At 69.6% G+C, this 25,598-nt stretch carries 21 protein-coding genes; 9 read left to right on the top strand and 12 right to left on the bottom strand.

Going from position 1 to position 25,598, the window contains the following annotated elements; translation table 11 throughout:
* Positions 1–17: 17 nt before the first annotated feature.
* From ACYVK3_RS19340 to ACYVK3_RS19310, 7 genes are all read right to left on the bottom strand, one after another.
* Positions 18–1,940 (bottom strand): DEAD/DEAH box helicase, encoded by a 1,923-nt coding sequence (locus tag ACYVK3_RS19340; protein ID WP_460498978.1) that lies wholly within the window; start codon positions 1,938–1,940, stop codon positions 18–20.
* Positions 1,941–2,145: 205 nt separating this feature from the next.
* Complete coding sequence (locus tag ACYVK3_RS19335; RefSeq protein WP_460498977.1) at positions 2,146–3,171, bottom strand: GNAT family N-acetyltransferase; 1,026 nt, start codon at positions 3,169–3,171, stop codon at positions 2,146–2,148.
* Positions 3,172–3,234: 63 nt separating this feature from the next.
* Complete coding sequence (locus ACYVK3_RS19330; RefSeq protein WP_460498976.1) at positions 3,235–4,254, bottom strand: GNAT family N-acetyltransferase; 1,020 nt, start codon at positions 4,252–4,254, stop codon at positions 3,235–3,237.
* A 9-nt stretch (positions 4,255–4,263) separates the two neighbouring features.
* A complete protein-coding gene (locus tag ACYVK3_RS19325) occupies positions 4,264–5,286 on the bottom strand; it encodes a GNAT family N-acetyltransferase (RefSeq protein ID WP_460498975.1) in 1,023 nt (340 codons plus the stop codon).
* Positions 5,287–5,400: 114 nt separating this feature from the next.
* Entirely contained in the window at positions 5,401–5,604 is a 204-nt protein-coding gene (locus ACYVK3_RS19320) for a cold-shock protein (protein WP_460498974.1), read from the bottom strand.
* A 305-nt stretch (positions 5,605–5,909) separates the two neighbouring features.
* On the bottom strand, positions 5,910–7,802 hold the full coding sequence (locus ACYVK3_RS19315; protein WP_460499061.1) for an ABC transporter ATP-binding protein: 1,893 nt from the start codon (positions 7,800–7,802) through the stop codon (positions 5,910–5,912).
* A 209-nt stretch (positions 7,803–8,011) separates the two neighbouring features.
* Positions 8,012–8,278 (bottom strand): helix-turn-helix domain-containing protein, encoded by a 267-nt coding sequence (locus ACYVK3_RS19310; protein WP_460498973.1) that lies wholly within the window; start codon positions 8,276–8,278, stop codon positions 8,012–8,014.
* A 104-nt stretch (positions 8,279–8,382) separates the two neighbouring features.
* Here ACYVK3_RS19310 and ACYVK3_RS19305 point away from each other — a divergent pair, with 104 nt between their 5' ends.
* Positions 8,383–9,609 carry a hypothetical protein gene (locus tag ACYVK3_RS19305; RefSeq protein ID WP_460498972.1) on the top strand — a complete coding sequence of 409 codons (1,227 nt, stop codon included), beginning with the start codon at positions 8,383–8,385 and terminating at the stop codon, positions 9,607–9,609.
* Here ACYVK3_RS19305 and ACYVK3_RS19300 read toward each other — a convergent pair.
* Complete coding sequence (locus ACYVK3_RS19300; RefSeq protein WP_460498971.1) at positions 9,606–11,225, bottom strand: ABC-F family ATP-binding cassette domain-containing protein; 1,620 nt, start codon at positions 11,223–11,225, stop codon at positions 9,606–9,608. The two genes, ACYVK3_RS19305 and ACYVK3_RS19300, sit on opposite strands and share 4 nt — an antisense overlap.
* Positions 11,226–11,612: 387 nt before the next feature.
* Here ACYVK3_RS19300 and ACYVK3_RS19295 point away from each other — a divergent pair, with 387 nt between their 5' ends.
* Positions 11,613–12,362 carry a M23 family metallopeptidase gene (locus tag ACYVK3_RS19295; protein ID WP_460498970.1) on the top strand — a complete coding sequence of 250 codons (750 nt, stop codon included), beginning with the start codon at positions 11,613–11,615 and terminating at the stop codon, positions 12,360–12,362.
* Here the strand turns inward: ACYVK3_RS19295 and ACYVK3_RS19290 are convergent.
* The 4 genes from ACYVK3_RS19290 to ACYVK3_RS19275 form a co-directional block, all read right to left on the bottom strand.
* The gene (locus ACYVK3_RS19290) at positions 12,352–13,389 is read right to left on the bottom strand and encodes an SAM-dependent methyltransferase (protein WP_460498969.1); all 1,038 of its coding nucleotides are present in this window, start codon (positions 13,387–13,389) and stop codon (positions 12,352–12,354) included. The genes ACYVK3_RS19295 and ACYVK3_RS19290 overlap by 11 nt on opposite strands.
* A gap of 53 nt (positions 13,390–13,442) precedes the next feature.
* Positions 13,443–14,438: a LacI family DNA-binding transcriptional regulator gene (locus ACYVK3_RS19285; protein WP_460498968.1), complete on the bottom strand. Its 996-nt coding sequence runs from the start codon at positions 14,436–14,438 to the stop codon at positions 13,443–13,445.
* Positions 14,435–17,311, bottom strand: coding sequence for a glycoside hydrolase family 3 C-terminal domain-containing protein (locus ACYVK3_RS19280; protein WP_460498967.1), 2,877 nt, complete (start codon positions 17,309–17,311; stop codon positions 14,435–14,437). Before ACYVK3_RS19280 ends, ACYVK3_RS19285 begins: the two co-directional genes overlap by 4 nt.
* Positions 17,312–17,552: 241 nt before the next feature.
* A complete protein-coding gene (locus ACYVK3_RS19275; protein WP_460498966.1) occupies positions 17,553–18,803 on the bottom strand; it encodes an ROK family transcriptional regulator in 1,251 nt (416 codons plus the stop codon).
* 234 nt (positions 18,804–19,037) lie between these two features.
* Between ACYVK3_RS19275 and ACYVK3_RS19270 the strand changes: the two genes are divergently transcribed.
* The 7 genes from ACYVK3_RS19270 to ACYVK3_RS19240 form a co-directional block, all read left to right on the top strand.
* On the top strand, positions 19,038–20,732 hold the full coding sequence (locus tag ACYVK3_RS19270; RefSeq protein WP_460498965.1) for a hypothetical protein: 1,695 nt from the start codon (positions 19,038–19,040) through the stop codon (positions 20,730–20,732).
* A 166-nt stretch (positions 20,733–20,898) separates the two neighbouring features.
* Positions 20,899–21,804: an ABC transporter permease gene (locus ACYVK3_RS19265; RefSeq protein ID WP_460498964.1), complete on the top strand. Its 906-nt coding sequence runs from the start codon at positions 20,899–20,901 to the stop codon at positions 21,802–21,804.
* Positions 21,801–22,748, top strand: a complete 948-nt coding sequence (locus ACYVK3_RS19260) for a carbohydrate ABC transporter permease (protein ID WP_460498963.1) — start codon at positions 21,801–21,803, stop codon at positions 22,746–22,748. The genes ACYVK3_RS19265 and ACYVK3_RS19260 overlap by 4 nt, the downstream gene beginning before the upstream one ends.
* Positions 22,749–22,801: 53 nt before the next feature.
* A complete protein-coding gene (locus ACYVK3_RS19255) occupies positions 22,802–22,987 on the top strand; it encodes a hypothetical protein (protein ID WP_460498962.1) in 186 nt (61 codons plus the stop codon).
* A gap of 509 nt (positions 22,988–23,496) precedes the next feature.
* A complete protein-coding gene (locus ACYVK3_RS19250; RefSeq protein ID WP_460498961.1) occupies positions 23,497–23,982 on the top strand; it encodes an Imm1 family immunity protein in 486 nt (161 codons plus the stop codon).
* A gap of 37 nt (positions 23,983–24,019) precedes the next feature.
* Positions 24,020–24,562 carry a GNAT family N-acetyltransferase gene (locus ACYVK3_RS19245; protein ID WP_460498960.1) on the top strand — a complete coding sequence of 181 codons (543 nt, stop codon included), beginning with the start codon at positions 24,020–24,022 and terminating at the stop codon, positions 24,560–24,562.
* A gap of 550 nt (positions 24,563–25,112) precedes the next feature.
* A partial coding sequence (locus ACYVK3_RS19240) for a hypothetical protein (protein WP_460498959.1) occupies positions 25,113–25,598 on the top strand: 486 nt, incomplete at its 3' end.

The raw sequence follows: 25,598 nt of genomic DNA, 5'->3' as shown, positions 1-25,598 counted from the left end.
TGTCTCGGTCTTCGGCGCTACCAGCGGTCGCGACGGTCCCGGTTGCCCTGGAAGCCGCGGCCGGCGCCTTCACGGTTGCCCTGGAAGCCCGGGCGGTCGCCGCCTTCGCGGTTGCCTCGGTAGCCGCCACGGTCACCGCCTTCGCGGTTGCCTCGGTAACCGCCCTCGCGGTTGCCCTGGTAGCCGCCACGGTCGCCGCCCTCGCGGTTCCCACGGTAACCGCCACGGTCGCCGCCCTCACGGTTGCCCTTGTAGCCACCGCCGCCGCCCCGGCGGTCGCCGCCGCCCTCGCGGTTGCCGCGGTAGCCGCCGCGCCCGCCGCCCTCACGGTTGCCCTTGTAGCCTCGGTCATCGCGATCGCGGCGCTGGCCGCCTTCGCGGGAGCCGCGCTTGGGCGGGTTGATGAGTTCGCGCTCGGCCTGCTCGCGCAGGCGGACGGCTTCGGCCCGCAGGCCTTCGACGTCCTCGCGGAGGCGCTCGATGTGGCGCTCCATGCGCTTGACCTCGGCCTCGTTCTGCGTGGCCTGGTGCTCGGCGCGAGCGGCCCGCAGGTCGGTGAAGTTCCTCGCCCCGAGCAGCTCGGCGAGATCCGGGTCGAAGTTGTCGTTCACGAAGTGGCGCTTGGCTTCGATGCCGGCGCGCTCGATGAGGCTGAACATGCTGCGGTTCTGGTGGGGCAGGACCAGCGTGGCGACGGCGCCGGACTGGCCGGCGCGGGCGGTGCGCCCGGCGCGGTGCAGGTAGTCCTTGTGGGTCTTCGGCGGGTCGACGTGCAGGACCATGTCGACACCGTCGACGTGGATGCCGCGCGCGGCGACGTCGGTGCAGACCAGGGCGTCGAGCCGGCCGTTCTTGAACCGGTCGAGGACCTTGGAGCGGTCCTGCTGCGACATGCCGCCGTGCAGGCCCTCGGCGTTGACGCCGGCTTCGCGCAGTTCGTCGGCGATACGGTCGACGGCGAGCTGGGTGCGAACGAAGACCATCGTCAGTCCGGGCCGTCCGGCGACGGCGGCCGTCATGGTGGCCTTGTCGCGCGGGCCGATGAGCAGCAGGTGGTGGGTCATGGTCGTGACCGAGCCGGCCGAAGCGTCCACCGAGTGCACGACGGGGTCGGACAGGTACTTCCGGACCAGGACGTCGACCTCTGCTTCCAGCGTGGCCGAGAAGAGCATCCGCTGGCCGCCCGGGGGCAGCTGGTCGAACAGCTCCTGGACCTCGGGCAGGAAGCCCATGTCGGCCATCTGGTCGGCCTCGTCGAGGACGGCCAGTTCGACCGAGTCGAGCGAGCACTCGCCGCGCCGGATCAGGTCGCGCAGGCGACCCGGGGTGGCGACGAGCATGTCGACCCCGCCGCGGAGCGCGTCGATCTGGCGGGAGAACGCGGTGCCGCCGCAGACGACCTTCATATCGATGCCGACGGCGTCGCCGAAGGTCTGGAGCGAGTCGGCGACCTGGATCGCGAGTTCACGCGTAGGAGTGAGGATGATGGCCCTCGGGTGCTTCGGCTTGGTGCGTCCGCCCGCCGCGAGGCGGGAGAGCGCGGGCAGGCCGAAGGCCAGGGTCTTGCCCGAGCCGGTCTGGGCGCGGCCGAGGATGTCCTCGCCGGCGAGCGCGTCGGGGATCGTGGCGGCCTGGATCGGGAAGGGCACGTTGAGGCCCCGCTCGGCCAGGGCCGCGGTGATCTTCTCGGGGAGCCCGAGGTCTTCGAAGGTGGTCTGGGCCTCGCCCGGCTTGAGTTCGTCGGTGTCGACGGTGAACTGCTCGGCCTCGGGCGCCTTGACGGCCTCGGACTCGGCGGTCACGGCGCCGGCCTCGACGACGGTCTCCTCGGTCTCGACGACCGGGGCCGCTTCGACGGCGGTTTCGGGAGTTCGGGGAGTTTCGTTTGCGATGTCCGCCTGTTCGATGGCAGCATCCGACCGGGTGGGGTCAATGGTCATGGTTCGCCTTCCGCGAGAACATGTGTAATGCACGTTCCGCGGATACTCTGATTCACCATAAACCGACGGTGATGGGGGCGGGACGCGCCTGATCGGGCCACTGTACGGGCCGCCTTTAGACAATAGCCGACCACGAAAGCGGCATGCCACCTTCATGGTCGGCTTGTGTGTAGGGACACCTTCTGTCGGCCGTGTCGGGATTCGGTCAGGCCCCGAGCTTGAGTTGGTACTCGCCCGTGGCGTCGACCGTCTCGAAGCCCATCTTGGCGTTGATGTCGATCATGTGCGAGTTGACGTCGGCGTTGTCGGTCCAGATGGTCCGCACCTGCGGGAACTGCTCGCGCAGGAGCCGCAGGTTCACGATCTTGACGAGCGTGCCGAGACGGTGGCCGCGGTGGCCCGGGTCGACAATGGTGATCCACTGGAAGCCGTGCCGGTAGGCCGGGTCGTCGTAGACTCCGATGACGGTGTTGGCGACGACCTCGCCCGAGGCGCGGTGGCGCGCGACGGTCGCGACCGGGACGATGCCGACGGCCTCGTTGCGGACGGCCTTGGCCTCCTTGAGCTCCGCGTCGATCTGCTCCGGCTCCAGCTCCAGCTCGCCCAGGGGGACCTCCGAGAGGATCATCGAGTCGAGCCGGCACATCGTCTCCACCAGTTCGGCCGGGGTGCGCCCGAGCCAGGAGACGATCTCGTACTCCTCGCCGGCCGCGGCGACGGCCTTGTCCAGGAGCGCCTGCTCGGTCTCGGGACTCATCGCGTCGACCGCCGCACGGCGGTTGACGCAGGTGAGCGCGAGCTTGAACCCGTGCTTCTCGAGGAACCTGCGTCCGGCGTCGTTGGGGACCGGCCCGCCCTCCCACGGCATGCGGCCCTCGATGGTCAGATCCGTGCGCTTGTCGGCGCGGCACAGCTCGATGAACTTCTCCAGCAGCGCCGTGCCGATGCCCTGGCGGCGGTGGTCGGGGTGGACGATCAGGTCGGCCCCGGCGAAGTGCAGGTTATCGCGGGTGGGGAAGCCGGCGATGAGCCAGCCGACGACGGTACCGCCGGCGACGGCGACGAACGCGACCTCGGCCTCGTCCGGCATCGGGTGCTTGAGACTCCTGGCGAACACGCCCTCGTGGGGCGGCGGACTCGCAGGGGTGTCGACGCGGTGGGAGGAGCGCAGCACCTCGAAGGCTCCCGCGACGAGTTCGCCGTCCGCGGGGTCGAGTTCGATGATCTTCATGGGATCAGTGTCGCCATTCGAGGGCCCTGGGAGCAATCGAATTACCCGATCGCCCCCGGGGCGTCAGCGTTCGAACGTGCGCTTGTACGAGACGCGGGCGTCGACCGGGTGGAAGCCGAGCCGCTCGTTGATCGCCGCCATATGCGCGTTCACGTCGGCGTTGCCGGTCCAGATGCGCTCGACGCCCGGGTACCGCTCGCGCAGCCGCCGCAGGTTCGCAAGCTTGACCCACAGCCCCAGTCGGTGGCCGCGGTGGCCCGGGTCGACGATCGTGATCCCCTGGAACGCGTCCGGATCGTCGCTGAAGGCGAAGATCGCCGTTTCGGCGGCCATGACGCCGCTGGCCTTGTGGACGGCGGCCGCACGGAAACAGGTCAGTCCGACAGCCTCGATCTGGGCGTCGCGGGCGCGCGCGTGATCGGCGTCGATCTCGCGGGTACGCAGATCCACATCGCCGAGCGGGATCTCATCGAAGATCATGGTCTCGAGGCGGGCCAAGGACTCCAGGTACCGCTCCGGGGTGGGCCCGGCCCAGGACACCAGCTCGTAGTCGGCCCCGGCTCGGCCCACGGCCTCCGACCAGAGCCCACGCTCGGTCTGCTCGGCGAGCGCGGCCACCTCCATCCGGCGGTCCACCTCGGTGAGCGCGGCTTTGAAACCCCGCTTCTCGAGGAAGTCCGGGCCCGCCGTCGGGCGAACAGGCCCGTCCTCCCACCTCACGCGGGCGAGGACGACCAGTTCGGTGCGCGCCTCGGCACGGGCGGTCTCCAGCAGGTGCTCCAGCAGCGCAGTGCCGACGCCTCGGCGGCGGTGGCCGGGGTGGACGGTGATCTCGGCCTCGGCGTAGTGGGCGTTGGACTTCATCGGCAGGTAGAGCCGCAGGTAGCCGAGCACCTCGTCGGCGTCGACCGCGAGATAACCGCGCAACTGGGAATGCGGCGGCGGATGCCGCATCTCGCCGGCGAAATAGCGCTTCGGGGGCATCGGCGACTCGGGCGTCTCGGCGGCGTGGACGAGCTCCAGCAGTGCGAAGGCGCGCTCGGCCTGGAGCGTGTCGCCCGGGTCGAGGCGGCGGATCTCCATGGGTGCTCCTCAGGCGTCGAGCTTGCGCTGGTATTCGGCCGAGGCGTCGACGGTCTCGTAGCCGAGCGACTCGTTGATGGCGATCATGTGGGCGTTGACGTCGGCGTTGTCGGTCCAGATCTCCTTGACGTGCGGGAAGTGCTCACGCAGGTGGCGCAGGTTGGCGAGCTTGGTCAGCAGGCCGAGGCGGTGGCCGCGGTGCGCGGAGTCCACGATCGTGATGCCCTGGTGCGCGGCGATGTACGGGCCCTCGTCGACGGAGACATTGCTCCAGCCGACGATCTCGCCGGTGGCCTGGTGCACCGCGACGCTGTGGACCGCGATGCGGCCCTCGGCCTCGTTGACGGCCTCGGCGGCGCGAAGCTTCTCGACGTCGACCTCCTCGGGCTCCACATCGAGATCACCGAGCGGGATCTCGCTGACGATCATCGAGTCCATGCGGGCCAGTGAGGCCACGAGGTCGTCAGGGGTGCGCCCGATCCATTGGCGCAGTTCGTAGGCGGCGCCGGCGCCGGCCAGGGCCTCGGCGTACATCCGCCGCTCCCGGTGCGGTTCGATCGCGTCGACCGCCATGCGGCGGTTGACGGCGGTGAGCGCCCTCGAGAACCCGCGCTTCTCGAGGAACCTCACGCCGTCCTCGGCGCGGGCCGGGCCGCCCTCCCAGAACAGGGGGGTGTCGGTGTTGAGCGTGGTGCGGCCCTCTTCGCGCGCGGTCGCGACGGCCTTCTCGAGCAACGCCGAGCCGATGCCGCTCCTGCGGTGCCCGGGATGGACGTGGAGACGGAAGTGGGCCAGGCGGGGATTCGAGTCCAGCCAGAAGGTGATCGCCAGGAGGCCGACCACCCGGCCGTCTCGCTCGACGGCGAACCAGCGCCTGACGCGGCCGGGCCACATGTGCGTGAACGTGGTCTCGAAGAAGCGGCGGACAGGGGCCGGGTTCTCCGGAGTGTCCGCGGCATGAGCGGTGGTGAGCACGTCGAAGGCGCCGGCGATCAACTGGGGAGCGGACGCGTCGAACTCGGTTATCTGCATGGTGTTCAGTGTCGTCGCCGGTACGACTTCGCTCAACAGGATTTCGGTCGGGCACAGTAGAAGCCGCTGTCCTTCAAGCTGAAGGGCAGCGGCTTCGTGTGCTCAGAGCGAGAGCTAGATGGTGCGCAGGTTAGCGGCCTGCGGACCCTTCTGACCCTGCTCGACGTCGAATTCCACCCGCTGGTTCTCTTCCAGGGAGCGGTAGCCGTTTCCGCTGATCGCGGAGAAGTGGACGAACACGTCCGGGCCGTTGTCATCGGGAGCGATGAAGCCGAAGCCCTTTTCGGAGTTGAACCACTTCACGGTGCCTTGCGCCATGTACTTACTATCCTTGCGATGTTGATGTCAGATCGACTGCCGACTCTCACAGGCGGTTGAAGGCCTGGTCGAAGCCGATGGCGAACCGATCCGAAGTGTGCCGCCATTGCTGGCGCTTCACCAACTCGGCAGTTGCCTGATCGAGCTGGCCATTGGACCCTACAGCACTTTCGCCTCCGTGTGACCGGACATCACGAGAACTTTCCCGGCTCTGGCGCTGTGAGCAGGGGCGACGCTTTTTTGCTTCCGATGTTTATGGGGCAACTCACTGAAACTGGAGTGGTCGCTGAGGAACGGCGACATGCTCAGGCGCGGGTTCGGGCACCGGTCTCGCCGCGCCGATCGAACTGGGTGCGGTAGAGCTCGGCGTAGAGCCCGCCGCGCGCCACGAGCTCCTCGTGGCTGCCGGTCTCGGCCAGGCGCCCGGACTCCATCACGAGGATCTTGTCGGCGCGGCGCACCGTCGAGAGCCGGTGGGCGATCACCAGCGAGGTGCGACCCTCCAGCGCCGTGTCGAGCGCGTCCTGCACGGCCGCCTCGGACTCGGAGTCCAGGTGGGCGGTGGCCTCGTCGAGGATCACGATCGGCGGGGCCTTGAGCAGTACCCGCGCGATCGCCAGGCGCTGCTTCTCGCCGCCGGAGAAGCGGTAGCCGCGCTCGCCGACGACCGTGTCGAGCCCGGACTCCAGACGCCGCACCACGTCGCCGATCTGGGCCCGGTCGAGCGCCTCCCAGATCTCCTCGTCCCTCGCGTCGGGCCTGGCATAGCGCAGGTTCTCGCGCACCGTGTCGTGGAACAGGTGCGCGTCCTGGGTGACCATGCCGATGTGGGCCTCCAGCGACGACAGCTTGAGTGCGCGCACGTCGATCCCGGCGACCTCGACCGAGCCGCCGGTGACGTCGTACAGGCGCGGCACCAGGCTCGCAGTGGTGGTCTTGCCGGCGCCCGAGTGGCCGACGAGCGCCACCAGCTCGCCCGGTTCGACGGTGAAGCTCACGTCGCGCAGGACGGTGTGCCCGTTGTCGCTGTGGTCGGGCCGCGCCAGGTCCTCCAGACTGGCGAGGGAGACCTCCTCGGCGCCCGGGTAGCGGAATTCGACCTCGCGGAAGGCGATCGAGGAGGCCCCTTCGGGCAGGTCCCTCGCGTCGTCGGCCTCCCGGATGAGCGGTCTGAGGTCGAGGACCTCGAAGACGCGCTGGAAGCTCACCAGCGCGCTCATCACGTCGACGCGGACGTTCGACAGGGCCGTCAGCGGGCCGTAGAGGCGCGTGAGCAGCAGCGCGAGGGTGACGACGGTGCCGGCGGTGAGCGTGCCCTGGAAGACGAGCATGCCGCCCATGCCGTAGGCGAGCGCCTGGGAGAGACCGGCGACGAGGGTGAGCGCGACGATGAACGTGCGGGCGTACATGGCGGTGGTGACGCCGATGGACCGCACGCGGTCGGCCTTGTCGCCGAACGCCTCGGACTCGCTCTCGGGGCGTCCGAAGAGCTTGACGAGCATCGCGCCGCCCACGTTGAACCGCTCGGTCATCTGGGTGTTCATGGCGGCGTTGAGGTCGTAGCTCTCCTTGGTGAGCGCGGCGAGCCTCCTGCCGACCCATTTGGCCGGGATGATGAACACCGGCACGAGCACCAGCGACAGCATAGTGATCTGCCAGGACTGGAAGAACATGACGCCCAAGGTCAGCGCGACGGCGATGCCGTTGGAGACGAGCCCTGAGAGGGTGGAGGTGAAGGCCCGCTGTGCGCCCATGACGTCGTTGTTGAGCCGGGAGACGAGCGCGCCGGTCTGCGAGCGGGTGAAGAACGCGACCGGCATGGCCTGCACGTGGTCGAACACGGCCCGGCGCAGGTCGAAGATGATGCCTTCGCCGAGCTTCGCGCCGTACCAGCGCATCACCAGCGAGACGAGGGCCTCGAAGACGGCCAGCCCGGCGATGATGCCGGCCAGGATGAGCACGCCGCGTTGGGTGCCGCCCGGGCCGGTGAGTTCGTTGACGATGTCGCCGGCCAGGACCGGCGTGGCGACGCCGATGCCGGCGGAGACGGTGACGAGGACCAGGAAGACGACGATGTCGCGGGCGTAGGGGCGGGCGAATCGGAGGATGCGGCGCTTCACGCCGCGGCTGAGCTTGACGCCCTTGAGGTCGTCGCCTCGCCGGAGGGAGCGCATGGCGTCCCATCCGGCGGCTCCCATAGATGCCACTGGGCCTCCCGTCAGGAGCCCAAGAGTCGGTCGTCTACGTGGGCTTGGGCTACATCGTGCTTCGCGTGATCGTGACGCTGATTATCAACGCGGGGCGCACGGGCGTTTATTTCGGCGTAGGCGCGAGTGACGCGGGTCGGCGTCCGGCCGCGGACGGCACGGTTCCCGCGTGGGGCGCGGGATCGGTGCGAGCCGGCGCTTCAGCGCTTGGAGCCCTTGCGGGCGCCGCCGCGGGTGCGCAGCTTGACGCCGCCCTCGCTGAGAAGCCGGTGCACGAAGCCGTAGGAGCGTCCTATGGTTGAGGCGATGTCCCGGATGCTCCGGCCTTTCAGGTACGCATCGGTGACGTACTCGGTCAGCTCGCGGCGTTCGTCGCCGCGGACCTGCCGGTTCGGATCGGTTCTCGAAGAACCTGAGTCGGTGTCGGAGGCGCGGTCGCTGCGGGGTGCATGTGCGTCGGGGTCCATTTGTCCTTCCCTGAGTACGGACGGTGATGAACGTGTCTTGTGAAGTTTGCCGGAGTTCCGGCGCCCGGCGGACGCTTCTGTCGGATACCCGATAGTTTCGTGACGTGACCGCACCGCAGACCCCGTTCACCGGCTCGGTGGACACCCTTGCCCACGAGCGGGTGCGCCACCACCAGCTGCGCGACATCGTCATCTGGATGTCCCTGCTGGTCGTGACGCTGACGCTCGCCTCCGTCGCGGCGTCCACCTCCGAAGTGGTGGGGCCGTCCACGCTGCCGTGGTGGCCGGCGCAGAATCTGTCGCTCCACGTCACCGCCGGCATGGTGGTCGCGCCACTGACGGCCGCGGCCGTCCTGTGGGCGGCGAGCAGGCCCGCGGCGGCCAGGATGTCGTGGCAGTCCCTGCTGGTGCTCTCCTACCTGGCGTCGCTGACGTGGTCGGGCGCGCTGCACACCAATGTCGTTCCCACGACGACCCCGACCGACACGCCCGGATCGGCGCTCGCCATCGAGCAGCTGGTCGCCCACACCGGTTCGCAGGCGGGCCTGGCCATCACCGTCACGGCGCTGTCGTGCCTGGCGGTGCCGCTGACGCTCGTGACGGTCCGCTCGGTGTGCGGGCCGGTGGCGGCCCGCGCGATCGCGCCGGTGCTCATCCTCGGCCCGTGGGCGGCCTGGACGACGCTCGGGATGGACGGCGTCGCCGCCGCCGCGTGCTCGGCGGTCCTCGCCGCCGGAGCGGTGGCCTCGGAGCGGCATGTCAAGGGCTTCGACGCGTTCTGGGGCGCGGCGGCCGCCGGCGTCCTGCTCGGAGTCGCGGCGCTGTTGTCCTACGGCGCGGCCTGGTTCGCCGTCTCGCTGCTGTGCCTGTACTTCGTGCGTCGGCGCCCGTGGCACATCATCGCCACGGCGGGCGCGGCGCTGAGCGTGCTCGCGCTCGCCGCGACGTTCGGGAACTCGTGGCCCGCGGGTTTGGCCGACACCTACAAAGCCTCGATCGGCGAGATCGCGGCGCACCCGGGCCAGCTGTGGTGGCTGCTGCTCATGCCGGGTCTGGTGCTCGCCGCCTGCGGCCCCGCGATCGTGGAGAGCGTGCGCCGCTTCGGCAGGGGCTCGGCCTGGCCGCTGATGATCGGGCCGCTCCTGGCGCTCGTGCTCGCGCCGCTGAGCGGCGCGAACCCCGAGCGGCCCGAATACGGCTGGGTGGCGCTGTGCCCGTGGCTGGTCGTGGCGGCGACCGCTTACGGCGGGCGGGGCCGGTCGGTCAGGGCGCCGCTGGCCGCGGCCGCCGCGGGCGCCTGCGCCGCGATCGTGCTGATGTACTCCGGCTAAGCCAGCTCGACGAGTTCCATCAGGTCGTCCGACCAGAGGTCTTCGTCGCCGTCGGGCAGGAGGATCGCCCGCTCGGGACGGAGCGCCTCGACCGCGCCCGGGTCGTGCGTGACCATGACGATCGCCCCGGTGAAGCCGTCGACGGCGTCGAGCACCTGCTGGCGGCTCGCCGGGTCGAGGTTGTTCGTGGGCTCGTCCAGCAGCAGCACGTTCGCGCCCGAACTGACCAGGCTGGCCAGCGCCAGGCGGGTCTTCTCGCCGCCGGAGAGGACGTGCACGGGCTTGTGGACGTCGTCGCCGGGGAACAGGAACGCGCCGAGGATCTTGCGCAGCTCGCTGTCGGGCAGGTCCGCTCCGGAGTCGGACGCGGCCGACTGCATCTGCTCCAGGACGGTGCCGGTGTGGTCGAGGGTGTCGTGCTCCTGCGCGAAGTAGCCGATGCGCAGCCCGTGGCCGGGCTCCACCTCGCCGGTGTCGGGTTCGAGCGATCCGGCGAGGATGCGCAGGAGCGTGGTCTTGCCGGCGCCGTTGAGGCCGAGGATGACCACGCGGGAGCCGCGGTCGATGGCGAGGTCGACGCCGGAGAAGATCTCCAGCGAGCCGTAGTGCTTGGACAGGCCGGTGGCGGTGAGGGGGACCTTGCCGCACGAGGCGGGCTGCGGCAGGCGCACGTCGGCGACCTTCTCGGCCAGCAGGTCCTCTTCGAGGTCGTCGATCATGGCCTCGGCGCGGCGCAGCATGTTCTTGGCGGCCTTGGCCTTGGTGGCCTTCGCACCGAGTTTCTGGGCCTGCCTGGTGAGGGTGCTCGCCTTCTTCTCGGCGTTGGCCCGCTCGCGGCGGCGCCGTTCGGCGTCCTCGGCCCGCTGGCGCTGGTAGGCCGTCCAGCCGAGGTTGTAGATGTCGATGACCGAGCGGGTCGGGTCGAGGAACCACACCTTGTTGACGACCTCGTCGAGCAGTTCGACGTCGTGGGTGATGAGCACGAGGCCGCCCTTGTGGCCGGCGAGGAAGCCGCGCAGCCAGTTGACGGAGTCGGCGTCGAGGTGGTTGGTGGGCTCGTCGAGCAGCAGGATGCCGTCGCCGTCGTCGGCGAAGAGGATGCGTGCGAGTTCGACGCGGCGCCGTTGGCCGCCCGAGAGGGTGGCGAGCGGCTGGGCGAGGATGCGGTCTTCGAGGCCGAGGTTCGAGCAGATGCGCGCGGCGTCGGCCTCGGCGGCGTAGCCGCCGCGGGAGGAGAACTGCTCTTCGAGGCGCGAATAGCGGCGAACGAGCTTGTCGCGCTGGGTGTCGTCGACGGCCTCGGCGAGTTCGACCTCGGTCTTCTGGAGGTCGGCGAGGAGCTGGTCGAGCCCGCGGGCGGACAGGACGCGGTTGGAGGCGGTCTGCGTGAGGTCGGCGAAGCGGGGGTCCTGCGGCAGGTAGCCGAAGGGGCCGTTGTTCTCGATCCTGCCGTCGTAGGGCTGGGCGAGCCCGGCGAGGACGTTCATGGTCGTGGTCTTGCCGGCGCCGTTGCGGCCGACGAGGCCGATCCGGTCGCCCGGCTGCACGCGCAGATCGGCCCCGGACAGGAGGATGCGCGATCCGGCGCGCAGCTCGAGACCGGTGGCGGTGATCATGGCACTCCTTCAGGAACGGCTCGGTTGCCGGAACCGGCAACCTGTCAAGTCTAGGCGGCGGCGTGCGTCACGCTCATCCCGATATCGCCCACGCGACTGTTCGGATCTGTTCGATTACCGAAAGTAATCCACCTCATACGAACGTAGGATCGCTCCCGCGTCGGCCGGTCGGAAATGCCCGGCAAGTGTACCGGTTCAAGCGTCGTATCGCCTGGTCACGGGCCAGATGTCGGAATCGGACCAGGTAGGTTTCCCCGCGCTATGGGGAAACAAGAAGAGTCGAGAGAGCAAACGAGCAGCGTACCTGCGAGCCGGCGCCTCCGCGCGCTCGCGAGACTGCGTCAAATCCGTCACCAAGGTCACACTTGGCGATTCGTCACCAGCGGCATGGTCGCGGCCGTCGCGGCCGGGTCCGTCATGGTGGCGCTCACCGGCCCCGGCTCCACCGCCGAGTCCGACAAGGTCGCATCCGCCGAGTCCCTCAATCAGATCCGGGCCTCCTGGGCGGTCGACTCGGTGATCGACCAGATCACGGCCGAACGCGAGACGTTCGCCTCCGAGCACCAGGTCACCCTGCGGGCCGCGGAAGTGGTCCAGGAGGCGGAAGCCACCAAGCAGGCGCTCACCGACGCCGCCGAGGAGGCCGAGGCCAGGGCCGAGGCCGAGCGGAAGGCCGCCGAGGAGGCCGCCGCGGAGGCGGCAGAGCGGGCCGCGGAGGAAGCGGCCGCCGCCGCGGCCGAGGAGGCGGCGCGGCCCGATTGGATCGCCCCCTCCGACGCCTCGGTCACCTCTTACTACGGGCAGCGCTGGGGCCGGCTCCACGCCGGCCTCGACTTCGCGAACAGCACCGGCGACCCGATCTGGGCCATCGCGGACGGCACCGTCGTCTACGCGGGCTGGATGGACGGCTACGGCAACATGGTCGTGGTCGACCACGGCGACGGCGTCGAGACCGCCTACGCGCACGCCACCGAAGTCCTCGTGAGCGTCGGCGACGACGTCGCCCAGGGCGACGAGCTCTCGCTGACCGGCTCGACCGGCAACTCGACCGGGCCGCACCTGCACTTCGAGGTCCGCCTCAACGGCGAGCAGGTCGACCCGCTCGCGTGGCTCGAGGAGCGCGGCGTCAGCCTCTGACGCTCCGCTTCCTGGCGATCACGGTGATCTCGTGCCGGTTGTGCCGCAGCTGGCGGGCGTGCAGGACCTCGTATGCCCCGGCGAGCTGCCGTAGTGAGGCGTCGACGGTCTCGAGGACCTCGCGGGTGCCGGTCTTCAGCGTCACCACCGCCAGCGCTCCCGGCGCCAGGGTCTCGGCGGCGCGGACCATCAGTTCGCAGCTGCGCGCCGGGTCCATGCGCATGTCGTTGACCGCGACGTCGAAGACGGTCCGGTTGCTGCGCAGGAACCGTCCGGCCGTCAGCTTGAGATGCTTGATCTGCGGATCGCCCGCGAGCCGCTCGTCCAGGTCGCCGGGGTCGACGGCCCACACCTGCAAGCCGTGCCGCCGCAGGATCCGGGTCCAGCCGCCGGGGGCGGCGCCGAAGTCGACGGCCCTGCCGCCTTTCGGCGGCTCCAGTGCGAACTCGCGGATCGCCTCTTCGAGCTTGAACTCGGCGCGCGAGATCTGCTCGCGGCTCTTGGACAGGCGCACGCCGCCGCCGGGCCAGTCGCTGAGGCTGTCGCGGGTCTCGTTGACCCCCAGCAGGAGGCCCTGGTCGGTGAGGCAGCACGACAAGACGTGCGGCCGGCCCGCCTTGGCGACCTGGTAGCCCGCCTCGCCGAGGCGTCCGGCGACGGCGTCGAAGACCTGCGCCGGGCCGAAGGCGTAGGACGATCGGCCGCTGACCCACACCTGGACGGCCAGGGCGTCGCCGACACCGGCCCCGCGCACCGCTTCGAGGGCGGCGGCGGCCGTCCGGTCGAGGTCCGCTTCCGGTCCGAGCACGGCGGACTCGACAGTGAGGTGCCGCGGGAAGACCAGGGGTGCCTCCTCGCAGCGGTCGGCGACCTCCTGCGCGGTGAGGCCGGGCGCGGTGAGCACGGCCATGTCCGGGCCGATCGGCTCGGCCTTCGCCTCGGGGCCGAATTCGCGTTCGAGTTCCCGAATCGCCAGGGAAAGCGACTCCTCCACTGCCGATACGATCACTCGCTGCTCACTGAACACGCGGCCATTCTTCCACAGCGGCCGACCCGGCCCGAGCGCGCGAACGCCGACCGTCAACGGACGGTCAGCTGCGGTTCGACGAGGGTCGAGTCGGGGACGTCGAGCCCGTCGAGCTTGCGCATGAGGTGGCCCACGGCGATCTCCGCGAGCCGCTCGGCCGGTACCAGTACCGACGGCAGCCGCGGGTGGACCCGCTCGCCCACCTCGTCGGGGCCGATGACGACCACGTGGAACTCCTCCCCCACCACCTTGCCGGCGTCGGCCAGCGCGTGCATGACGTGCGGCACGGCCGGCTCGTTGTGGACGGCCAGGCCGGTCAGGCCGGGCCTGGCGGCCAAGAGTTCCTTGACGGTGCGCTGCACCGAGACCGGGTCGTCCGGGCACGGCCAGGCCGCTGCCCGGTCGCAGGTCTCGCCGCGCGACAGGAAGCCTTCTCTGACGCGCTCGGCGAAGCCGGTGCGCCGCTCGTAGACCGCTTCGGAGGCGCCCAGCAGGGCGATCTCGCGGCAGCCGCGCTCGATGAGGTAGTCGGCGCATCCCCTGCCGGCGGCGGTGAAGTCGAGGTCGACGCACGTCAGTCCGGCCGCGTCGGCGGGGAATCCGATGAGGACGCTCGGGAGGCCGAGTCGCCGCACGGTCTCCACGCGCGGGTCCCGGACCTCGACGTCCATGAGGATGAGCCCGTCGACGATCGAGGACGCCGCCACCCTCGCGAGCCCGGCGGGGCCTTCGTCGGCGGTCATGAGCAGCACGTCCTGGTCGTGGCGCCGGGCCTCGGTGACCGCGCCGGAGGCGAACTGCATGAGGACCGGCAGGTGCATGCCGTCGCGCAGCGGCAGCATCATGGCGATGACCCCCGCACGGCGGGACGCGAGCGAGCGCGCCCCGGCGTGCGGGTGGTAGCCGAGTTGGGCCACCGCGTCCATGACGCGCTGGGCGGTAGCGGGCGAGATCGACCGCTTCCCGCTGAGCACGTATGAGACGGTGCTCGCGGCGACTCCCGCTCGCGCGGCCACGTCGGCGATGGTGACGCCGCGAGAGGCGTTCACTCCTCCGCCCGCCCGAAGCTCAGGGACGCCAGGCGGACCGGGCCGCTCTCGAAGGAGACGTAGAGGTCCTTGACGCCGGTGATCCGTCCGAGTCCGACGGTGACGTCGGTGTAGTCGTAGACGTCGCCGGTGGCCGGGGTGTCGATCTTGGCGAGGACGTCGCCGTCGAGCGGGTCGTCGACGCGCAGGGTCAGCTGGGAGGGCTGGCCGGCCACGCGGGCGGTCACCGTGGCGTACACGGGGTCGCCGTGCCGCTGTTCGGCTCCGCCACCGTGCCGCTGTTCGGCTCCGCCGAAGTCGCAGTCGCCGAGCATGATCCAGCCGCCGGCCTCCTCGGCGGCGATGACGTCGCCCGAGACGCGGTGCTCATCGCGCCACAGCACGCCGGAGTAGGCGTCGTTGGCGCTCGCGGCCAGCGGCGTGGACAGGTCGCGGGGACCGACCACCTCGCCGTCGATGCGGACCGAGGCCGACAGGACGATGTCGGACGCCGAGCGGCCGATCATGAGCCGCTGGCGGCTCTTCTCGACGATCATGCGGCCGGTGACGTTGTCCCAGTGGGCGAGGTCGGCGACGGGGACGGTGAAGGCGACCGTCCGCGTCTCGCCGGCGGCCAGGCGGAGCTTCTCGAAGCCGCGGAGTTGGCGCAGGGGCTGCTTGACGCGGGAGCCGCACTGGTGCGAGTACAGCTGGACGACCTCGACGCCGTCGCGCTCGGCGGTGTTGGTGACCTCGACGGTGACGGTGAGTTCGTCGTCGGCGTCGGCGACCTCGCGGTCGACGGTGAGCTTGGCGTAGGCGAATTCGGCGTAGGACAGGCCGTGCCCGAAGGGGTACAGCGGCTGGCCGAGGTAGTACATGTAGGTGGCGTCCGAGGCGACGATGTCGTAGTCGAGCATCGCGGGCAGTTCGGCGGCGTCGGTGTACCACGTCTGCGGCAGGCGGCCCTCGGCGTCGCGGTCGCCGTACAGGACGGCGGCGAGCGCGTGGCCCCATTCCTGTCCACCGTGGCCCGACCAGACGACGCCGGGCAGGTGCTTGGCGGCCCAGACCGGCGCGAAGGGATAGGACGAGGACATGACCAGAATGGTATTCGGGTTCGCTTCGTAGAGGCTGCGCAGGAGCCACTCCTGGGCGTCGGGCAGCCGCAGATCCTCGCGGTCCTCGGTCTCGCGGCCGTTGACGAGCGGATGGTCGCCGAGCACGGCGATGACGACGTCGGCCTCGCGGGCCAGTTCGGCGGCGGTCTGGCGGGCCTTGACGACGAATTCGAAGTCGAATTCGGCGGCCTTGGCGGCGCTGTCGCTCAGGGTGATCCGGCCGTCTTCGATGGCGAACCACTTGCCGCTCTCGGCGGCCTCGGCCTTGTGGACCTGCTGGAGGGCGACCTTGCCGCCGTCCACTTCGACGATGCGGAAGGTCTCGACGACGTCCCACTCGCTAGGCCCGGAGGAGTCGGCGGTGACGGTGCCGTCGAGCCGCCCGGCGACGAACTTGCCGGTGGCGGCGCTGCGGGCGGCGTAGGCCCAGCCGCCCCAGTCGAACAGGTCGAACTGGGAGGCCGCTCCGGTGGTGTCGCCGATGGTCAGGGACGCGCCGTCGTCGGCGGCGGTGACGTAGCCGGTCTTGTGGCGCAGGCGGATGCGGTCGACGCCCTCGCTGTGGAGTACCTCGGCGCGCTCGGCGAGGCCAGCGCGGGCGGTGACGGCGTAGGGCAGGGTCCCGGAGTACCAGTCCTCGAACTGCGTGTCGGCGAGCGGGCCGATGACGGCGACCTTCTTCGGCGCGGCGAGCGGCAGGATGCCGTCGTTCTTGAGCAGGGTGATGGACTGGGCGGCGGCCTCGCGGGCGAGCGCCCGGTGCTCCGGGGAGTTGACGACCTCCTCGCCGATGCCGGCGTACGGGTCCTCGGGGTCGAACTCGCCGAGGCCGAAGCGGACGGAGAGGTTGCGGCGCACGGCGGTGTCGATGTCGGACTCGTCGAGCAGGCCGCGTTCGAGCGCGGTGCGGATGTGGCCGAGGACGGCGTCGGGCTTCTCGTCGTCCTGGGTGAAGGAGTCGAGGCCGGCCTTGATCGCGTGGGCGTAGGCGGTCGGCAGATCCTCGAAGTAACCCTGGAGCCCGGTGAGGTTGTTGGGCGCGTATGCGTCCGAGACGACGAGGACCTCGTCGGAGGTCCAGGTGCGCAGCTCGCTGTTGACCAGCGGTGAGACGTGCGCCGGGCGGCCGTTGACGAGGTTGTAGGACAGCATGACCGCCACCGCGTCGCCGCTCGCCAGTGCCGGGCGGTGGGCGGCGAACTCGTATTCGCGCAGCACGCGGGGCGGCATGTTCGAGGAGGTGACGCAGCGGTCCACCTCGTTGCCGTAGGCGAGGAAGTGCTTGACGGTCGGGGCCGTCTTCCAGACGGCGCCGTCCCCCTTGAGACCGCGGGCATAGGCCGCTCCCATGAGGCCGGTCATCCAGGCGTCCTCGGAGTAGCCCTCCTCGTTGCGGCCCCAGCGCGGGTCGCGCAGCGGGTTGACGGTGGGCGCCCAGACATTGCGGCCGGCCTTGGCGGGGTCGCGGTGGTGGTAGGCGATGACCTCGTCGGCGGTGGCGGCGCCGACGGCCTCCACCAACTCGGGGTTCCAGGTGGCGCCGAGGGCGACGACCTGCGGAAAGACGGTGGCCTCGCCGAGCCATGCGAGGCCGTGGAGGGCTTCGGTGCCGGTCTTGAACGGGCCGACGCCGAGGCGCTCGACGGGGCGGTGGTACTGGTGGAGCAGGCCGACCTTCTCTTCGAGCGTCAGGCGCTCGAGCAGGTCGGCGACGCGTTCGGCGCGCGGGAGGGCGGGGTCGCGGAACACGGGCCGGTCGTGGCTCTGGGTCATGTCGGACTTCCTTGCTGGACGTCGCTGTCTTGTCGAAGCGCTTCGATGATGGAAGGCTCGCGGCTCGCCGCGCTTTTCGAAGCGCTTCGATTCAGGAATGTACGAGAGTTCTACACCTGCCCCGCCCGCAGCGTCAAGGCGGACGGGTCGGACAGCGGGGACGGACGTGTGATGCGGGCCTCGTCGCAGGCCGGCTACCTGCGACGACGGCCCGAGTTAACGGTTCGGAAACGAAGTGGGCTCAAGAGCCCAACGGAGTCGGCATGAGGCCGGCGTCGATGTCGTTGAGGATGCCCGTGGCCGCGCCGAGGGCGGGCGCCTCGTGGCCGAGGACGGAGACCACGATCTCGGCGCCGGCGGCGCCGGACGCATGGGTGCGCGCGGCCAGCTCGGTCTCGGCCGCGGGGACGATCCACGTGCTCAGGGCCTGGTAATGGCCGCCGAGCACGACGACCTCGGGATTGAGCAGGTCCACGGCCAGCGCGATCCCGGCCCCGAGGGCCCGCCCGATGCGCCCGAGGGTCTCCAGGACGTCGGCCTCGCCGGCGCGCGCCCGCGTGACGATGTCCTCGACCTCGGCCTCGACTTCGGTGCCCGCGATCGATTCGGACTCGGAGAGCTCGGCCAGGACCGTGCGAACGCTCGCGAGGTCCTCGACGCGTCCGACGCGGCCGTCGACGTCGATGAGCAGGTTGCCGATCTCCCCGGCGAAGCCGCCGGCGCCGCGGCGCAGCGCGCCGTCGACGATCAGCCCCGAGCCCAGGCCCATCTCGCCGGTGAGGTACAGCATGTTGTCCACTCCGGTGGTGGCGCCGAAGCGCTGTTCGGCCACGGCGCCGAGGTTGGCGTCGTTGTCGACCGAGACGGCGTACTTCGGGTCGCGCATGGCGCGCCGGAGGCGGAGGGTGAAGTCGAAGTCGGTCCAGCCGAGCATGGGCGCGCGCTGAATGACGCCGTCGTTGTCGATCATGCCGGGGACGGCGACGGCGAGGCCGAGGATCTGGCGGCCCTCGGAGTCCATCTTGTCCACCGCGCGCTTGGCGAGGCCGGCCAGGGCCGAGACCGACTTGCCCGCGGTGGCCCCCGCGCCGTCATGGGCGCGCCGCCAGCTCAGGAGCCGGTTGCCCGCCAGGTCGACCGCGACGAGGGTCATGTAGTCCACATTGACTTCCACGCCGAGCGAGGCGTAGTAGCCGGTGTCGACGCTCAGCAGGACCGCGGGCCGCCCGATGTTGCCGATGACCGAACCGGACTCGCGCAGCACACGGCGCTCGATGAGCTCGGCGACGAGACTGGAGACGGTGGCCTTGTTCAGCCCGGTCTTGGCGGCCAGGTCGGCGCGCGAGCACCGGCCTTCGGCGCGGACCTGGCGCAGGACGTAGCCGAGGTTGTTGGCCCGCACGTCGGTGAAGTCGGCGCGCTTGGCCCTGCCGGCCCCGGTGCGCGCGCCGCCGTCGCGGCCGGGGGTTTTCGCCGCTATGCGCATCGCCATCTGTCTGCCTCCTGCTGAACTTGTGGCCCATTCTCTTCGACGGCGACAACCCGTTGTCGACCGGTCCCGGCCGGTCGTCGCTTGTCCGAAACGTGATCATTCCGCGATCGAATCGGTCGGACCCTGGCTTGTGCGGGTTATCACCGTGCGCTACTTTAGTTTATCGAGCCGCCTAACTAATTTCAGGCTCACACCTCTCAGCCCTCACGAATACATGACCGAAAGGACAGCAACGTGGCTACTCCCTCCCGCAGGTCGCCGTTCAGGCGCCGCTCCCTCTTCAAGGCAGCCGGCATCGGCGCCGCAGGTGCCGCAGGACTGCCCGTGATCTCCGCCTGCTCCGACATCGAATCCGGATCCGGTTCGACACAGGTCACCGAGGGATTCGACTTCCTCCCCACCTACAAGGAATGGCCCCTGCCGGTCGAGCCCGACCTCATCGGGGAGCCGCCGCAGCACCCCTCCGGGTTCACCAGCTATCCCGAGCCGGTCCAGGCCGTCACCGACCTGCCCTCGGGCAGCGGCACCTATGAGATCACCATTCCCATGTGGGGCGAGGCGCCCTCCAAGGACGACCCGTACTACGCCGCGGTCCACGAGGCCTGGGGCGGCACCGTGATCAACATCCGCCACGCCGACGGCAACACCTACGCCGACACCTCGGCGCAATGGCTCCAGGCGAACGAGTTCGGCGACGGCATCCAGATGTTCAGCTGGATGCTGTACGCCCACCCGAACTTCCGCGAGACGGTCGTCAACACCTTCTATGACCTGACCGACATCCTCTCCGGCGACATCTCCGACCGCTGGCCGCTGCTGGCCGGCCGCGAGACCACCGCCTGGGGCAAGTCCGTGTGGTCGACCGACCCCGAGGACCCCGAGACCGCACGGATCTTCGGCATTCCCGGCAGCATCAACGGCGGCCCGGCCAACGGCATGTTCGCGCGCACCGACCTGCTCGAAGCCGCGAACCTCGCCATGCCGACCACGGTGGAGGAGCTGCTCGAGGTCGCCCGCGCCTGGTCCGACGACGCGGCGGGCCAGTGGGCCTTCGCCGGCACCGACTGGTTCACGTCCTCCTGGTTCGGCCTGGCCAGCGGCGACGGTTGGATCTGGGACGAGGAGCAGGGCAGGCTCGTCCACAACTGCGAGCGCCCCGAGTACGTCGAGTGGCTCGAGTTCCGCCGCACCCTGCACGACGAGCAGCTCCAGCACCCCGACGTCGCCAGCGGCACGCTCGACACCAAGGAGCTGCACAAGGCCGGCACCATCCTGTTCCAGCAGGACGGCATCACCTACTGGTCCGACTTCGTCAACCAGGTGAACGGCGGCGAGGCCGAGGGCGCGATCATGCCGCTCGGCGCCCTGGCCGCGAACGGACGCACCCCCCTGGTGTACGGCGTCACCGACGTCGACGGCTGGGTGTTCCTCAACAAGGACCTCACCCAGGAGCAGGTCGAGGAGATCCTCGACGTCGCCAACTTCTGCTCGGCCCCGTACGGCACCACCGAGTTCGAGATCCTCGAGTACGGCGTCGAAGGCGAGCACTTCACCTACGGCGACGACGGCACCCCGGTCTTCACCGAGCTGGGCACCGCCGTCGTCCAGGCCCCGGTCAACTACAAGACCTTCTCGGGCAAGGTCCAGTCGTTCCTCACCGGCGCCCCGGAGATGGTCCAGGCGCGGTTCGACTACAACGCCTCCATGAAGGACTACATCGAGGAGAACATCTGGGAGGGCATGCGCGTCGAGGCTCCGGCCGACTTCGTGGCCGCCTCCCAGGCGCTCGAGGACCAGGAGAACGACATCGCCTACGGGCGCGCCGAACTGTCCGAGATCGAGGGCATGGTCGAGACCTTCCTCAACAACGGCGGCGAGGCCGGACGCGAGCACTTCACGGCCGCCTACAAGACCCTCCACGGCGAGTGAGTGAACGGCCGGGCCGCCGACGCGGCGGCCCGGCCGTCCGCATCGCACGACCACCCGCAACGGACTCGAGACTGGATAGACAGAAGCGATGGCAGCACTCCAAACCTCAGCGCCCACGGCACCCGGCCGAGCCCAGGCGCGCCCGCGCATCAGACGCAATCGGACCGTGCGACAGCGGCTGCGCCAGGACTGGCCCCTGCTGGTCCTGACCCTCCCGGCGCTGGTCCAACTCTCGGTGTTCTTCTACTGGCCCTCGTCGTGGAACATCATCGCGTTCATGGACTACAGCGCCTACCGGCCGTTCTGGGACAACCCCTTCGTCGGCCTCGCCTGGTTCGAGCGGCTCTTCTCCGATCCGCTCTTCCTGCCCGCACTCGGGAACACCCTCAAGTTCGCCCTCGCGCAGCTGATGTTCGTCTTCCCGCTGTCGATCGCGCTCGCGCTGCTGATGCACAGCGTCGTCTCCACCAAGGTCCGCAGCGTCTTCCAGTCGGTCGTCTACCTGCCGTACTTCTTCTCCTGGGTCCTGGTCGTCACGGTCTTCATCCAGATGCTCGGCTCCGACGGCCTGGTCAGCAACTGGCTCCTGGGACTCGGCGGCGACCGGCTGGACTTCACCACCGACTCGGGATCGTTCATCTTCCTGGCGTGGATGCAGTGGGCGTGGAAGGACGCGGGCTGGGGCATGATCATCTTCCTCGCGGCGCTCGCCTCGATCAACCCGAGCCTGTACGAAGCCGCGGCCGTCGACGGCGCCAGCCGCTGGAAGCGCATGTGGCACATCACCCTGCCGGGCATCCGGCCGGTCATCGTGCTCCTGCTGATCCTCCAGTTGGGCGGCATCCTCACCGTCGGCTTCGAGCAGTACCAGCTCCAGCGCGACGCGGTCGGCCACCAGGCCACCGAGGTGCTCGACACGTTCGTGTACTACCGCAGCATCATCGGGTCCCAGGGCGAGTCGTTCGGCACCGCCGCGGGCCTGTTCAAGGGCGCGATCGGACTCGTGCTGATCCTCATCGCCAACAACATCGCGCACCGCCTCGGAGAGCAAGGGATCTACCAGAAGTCATGACCACCACCGCTATACCCACGCAGCGCCCGCGGCCGCGCAAGAGCAGCCGGCCGGCCTGGGACGAAGAGCCGAGCGTCATCGGCAAGCTCGCCAAGGCGGCGTTCATGGTCTGCTATGCGGCGGCCATCGTCATCCCTATCTGGGCGGTCGTGGCGACCAGCTTCGCCAGCGAGGAGGCGCTCCAGCGCGCCGGCGGGAACCTGCTGCTCATCCCGACCGACCTGAGCCTCCAGGCCTACCGGGAGATCTTCAGCGGCGGCGCGATCACCGAATCGCTGCTGCTGACGATCATCCTCACCGCCGTCGGTACCGCGATCAGCATGGTCCTCACCATCGGCGCGGCCTACGGGCTGTCGCGCCCGGGCACCCTGCTGCACCGGCCGCTGCTCATGCTCATCCTGTTCACCTTCCTGTTCGCACCGGGCATGTACCCGAACTTCCTGGTGGTGCAGAAGCTCGGCCTGTTCAACAGCTACTGGTCGCTGATCCTGCCGATGGCGCTCAGCGCGTTCAACCTCATCGTGCTTCGCGCGTTCTTCATGAACAGCGTGCCCGGCGAGCTCATCGACGCGGCCAAGATGGACGGCGCCGGCGAGTTCCGCACCCTGTTCAAGGTCGTGCTGCCCATGTCCAAGGCGATCCTGGCGGTCATCGCGCTGTTCTACGCGGTCATGTACTGGAACCTGTACTTCCAGGCCGTCCTGTACATCCCCAGCCTCGACACACAGCCGATCCAGGTCGTGCTCCAGCGGATGCTCATGTCCACGCAGGGCCTGCCCGGGGCGGCCTCCGCCGCGGCGCAGTACCAGACGGCCGCCGCGGCTCCGACCGCGGCGCTCAAGATGGCCGTCGTGGTCTGCACGATCATCCCGATCGTGATCATGTACCCGTTCATCCAGAAGCACTTCACGAAGGCCGTCATCACCGGCGCCATCAAGGGCTGAATCACGGCTCGCGAGCTTCGCCGAGGCCGGCTGACAAGCTTTGCCCGCCGTTCGTGAGGAACGCGCCCGCGAGGGCCGAGGGCCGCATCCGATCGGGGATGCGGCCCTTTCGCGTGCGTGAGCGGCTGCGGCAGTCGGCTCGTCTCGGCCGGAACGGCCCGGACGCCGCGGAGCACGCCGAGGTGGGCTGCGGCCAGCGCGGGCGAGGGGTCGACGCCGAGTTCGTCGGCGAGTCGTGAGCGATCGGCGCCCCCGAGTCGTCGAGGACCCGGAGGGGTCCGAGCAGCCCTACGCGCATGGGTCCAATCTTGCCCCGCGCTTTGAGTGCGGCCGTGCCCGCGCCACTGCCCGCAGTGTTCCGTCGCGAGCGGGCGCGGGACCGATCGCATTCGTGTCGCCGATCAGACAGTCCGTGAGCGGTGATTGGGCGAGTCGGCGTCGAGATGAGCATGGCGCCCATGTCGCGGGCTTTTGTATCGCTTGCCGCACAAAGGCACCGACCGACGGTGACGAGGCTTTTCCATTCGCGTTCGCTCCCTATTGGAATCTGCTAGTTGCATAGGCAGCCTGCCACAACGAATCTGGGCATTATTGTCAATTTCCCGACTAACCCGACCACACGCGCCGATCACGCACGTACTGTCGATTCCAAACCCCGACATGATGAGGTGCGGTGCCCGCCATGACGATGCGTCTTGACCCTCAGTACGACTCCCACTCCCTCGCGCTCTCGGAAGGAGACCCACCGATGAGCACTGGACCCACGGGCGCTCATATCGCCGGCCATTGCGCCGAGTTCAGGCTCCAGAGCGCGGGCGGACCCCAGATCCTGCTCGCCTGCGATCCCGACGGCGTCGCCGCCGCCGTCGCCACGATCATGGCGGCCAAACTGGTCCAGGTGCCGACGGCGCTCGTGCGCGACCGTCCGGGCTACGAGCCGGGAGGGCGCCCCGACCACGGCCTGAAGATCATCACCGACCCCGCCAGGGAGATCGGGGCGCTGGCCTATTACGGGCCGGGCGGCGAGGACTACGGGCCGGGCGCCTGGGTCACCTACTCGGAGGTCGAGCGCCATCCCGAGGTCAAGCTGTACCGGGACATGGAGTCGTCCAGCACCTTTCCCTCCGACTCCCACATCGCCCTGAGCACGCTGGCGCGGGCCGTCGAGGACTTCCGCGCCACCGGTGGCCTGCGACCGACGATCGTGACGTGGCGTCCCAGCACCGTCTGGTAGGACGCCGCCCGCCCGAACGCGGCTAAGCTTGCTCCTCATGAGCGAACCCGTGACCGTGCGCTTCGCCCGGCCCGACGATGTGCCGGCCATCTGCGCGATCGTCAACCACTCCATCGCCCACCACACCGCGAACTTCCGGACCGAGCCGCAGGCCGAGGCCGAGTGGGCGCACGACCTGGCCGAGTACGGCGAGCGCTACCCGTGGCTCGTCGCCGTCGAACGGGACGAGGTGCTCGGACTGGCGTATGCGAAGCCGTGGAACCCTCGGGGCGCGTACGACTGGACCGCGGAGGCCACGATCTACGTCGCGGACGGTCACCACGGCAAAGGCATCGGATCGCTGTTGTACGGCAGCTTGATCAAGCGCCTGGAGCAGCAGGGCTTCCGCAGTCTCATGGCTCAGGTGACCCAGCCGAATCCGGGAAGCGAGGCGCTGCACTCGGCGTTCGGATTCGAGCGCATCGGCACCGTCCGAGACGCCGGCTATAAGCACGGCGAATGGCATGACGTGTGCATCTGGCAGCGTGAGCTGGCGACGCTGGACGATCCACCGAAGCCGACCGCACCGGTCGGGCTGTAGTCGGGGCGTATTCGGCAGCATTCGCGGTCCGAGCGTTCACGGTCCGAGCCTTCACGGTCCGAGCCTTCACGGTCCGAGCCTTCACGGTCCGAGCCTTCACGGTCCGAGCCTTCACGGTCCGAGCGTTCGCCGTGAGCGCGTTCACGGTCAGAGGTGCGTCGAGGTTGGGTCTGCGGATTCGGGGTGGTTCTGGGCGCGGCTTCAGGCGCGGCGATGAAGAGGTAGCGATCAATGAGGGTCCGACTCCGGGGTCGGGTTCGTGTGAGTGTGGCTTCAACCGGGCGGCGACGAAGAGGTGAGTGCTTTGTGGAGGTTGGGTGGCGGGTATGCGCGAAGGCTTGGGCGCGGGCCTTCGCGCCGGCGGTCCGTGTGGTGTCCTATTTGTCTTGCAGCGCAGGGTGATTGGTGGCTGGCGGGCCGGAAACGTGAGTGTTTTCCCACCCTAATGGGTGATGACAAAGGCATTGTGACCTGGGAGAATAGAGGTATAGCACGAACCGGCGGAAACAGCAGGTTCGTACGAGACCTCAATGACCGAGGGAGGTGTCAGATGGCCAAGGCGAGCATGAAGCCCAGCAGGACCGAGCGGAGCGAGCGGGCGGCGGCCATCCATACCAACCTTGACGAAGCTGCGGCCATGATCAACCAGGCCCACGCCAAAGTGCTCGCTGATGTCATCGAGGCGAAGGCGTGGAACATCCACCGCGACTGCGACGGCTTCTCGGCCTTGCGGGAGTGGCTGGTGTCGACCTTCGACTTCCACCTCCGCGTCGCGGCTGATCTTGCGGCGATCGCCCGCACGGCAGGGAAGTTCACCGTCCTGGCCGAGACCGCGACGTCGGCTGCCGCGCGGATCGACCGGGTCGCGGCAGCCGTGCGCCGACTGGACGCGACCAAGGCTCTGCGGGTGTACGCGCGGACTCCTTACAAGGAACCGGTGCCCTCCCCGTTCGACGCGGACATCCTCTGCCCGACGCCGGAGCACTTGATCGCGCAGTACTGCGTCCACGCCACCGTCAAGGACGTCCACGCCCAG

The sequence above is a fragment of the Glycomyces tarimensis genome (assembly GCF_054776215.1).
The sequence above is the reverse complement of the archived record's forward strand: the minus strand, read 5'-3'. Positions and strand labels throughout refer to the sequence as shown.

Coding starts and splice junctions, on each gene's coding strand:
- ACYVK3_RS19260 (WP_460498963.1), top strand. CDS start 21,801: ATGACCACCACCGCTATACCCACGCAGCGCCCGCGGCCGCGCAAGAGC.
- ACYVK3_RS19250 (WP_460498961.1), top strand. CDS start 23,497: ATGAGCACTGGACCCACGGGCGCTCATATCGCCGGCCATTGCGCCGAG.
- ACYVK3_RS19295 (WP_460498970.1), top strand. CDS start 11,613: ATGGTCGCGGCCGTCGCGGCCGGGTCCGTCATGGTGGCGCTCACCGGC.
- ACYVK3_RS19330 (WP_460498976.1), bottom strand. CDS start 4,254: ATGGAGATCCGCCGCCTCGACCCGGGCGACACGCTCCAGGCCGAGCGC.
- ACYVK3_RS19245 (WP_460498960.1), top strand. CDS start 24,020: ATGAGCGAACCCGTGACCGTGCGCTTCGCCCGGCCCGACGATGTGCCG.
- ACYVK3_RS19280 (WP_460498967.1), bottom strand. CDS start 17,311: ATGACCCAGAGCCACGACCGGCCCGTGTTCCGCGACCCCGCCCTCCCG.
- ACYVK3_RS19335 (WP_460498977.1), bottom strand. CDS start 3,171: ATGAAGATCATCGAACTCGACCCCGCGGACGGCGAACTCGTCGCGGGA.
- ACYVK3_RS19340 (WP_460498978.1), bottom strand. CDS start 1,940: ATGACCATTGACCCCACCCGGTCGGATGCTGCCATCGAACAGGCGGAC.
- ACYVK3_RS19320 (WP_460498974.1), bottom strand. CDS start 5,604: ATGGCGCAAGGCACCGTGAAGTGGTTCAACTCCGAAAAGGGCTTCGGC.
- ACYVK3_RS19315 (WP_460499061.1), bottom strand. CDS start 7,802: ATGGGAGCCGCCGGATGGGACGCCATGCGCTCCCTCCGGCGAGGCGAC.
- ACYVK3_RS19300 (WP_460498971.1), bottom strand. CDS start 11,225: ATGATCACCGCCACCGGTCTCGAGCTGCGCGCCGGATCGCGCATCCTC.
- ACYVK3_RS19325 (WP_460498975.1), bottom strand. CDS start 5,286: ATGCAGATAACCGAGTTCGACGCGTCCGCTCCCCAGTTGATCGCCGGC.
- ACYVK3_RS19275 (WP_460498966.1), bottom strand. CDS start 18,803: ATGGCGATGCGCATAGCGGCGAAAACCCCCGGCCGCGACGGCGGCGCG.
- ACYVK3_RS19310 (WP_460498973.1), bottom strand. CDS start 8,278: ATGGACCCCGACGCACATGCACCCCGCAGCGACCGCGCCTCCGACACC.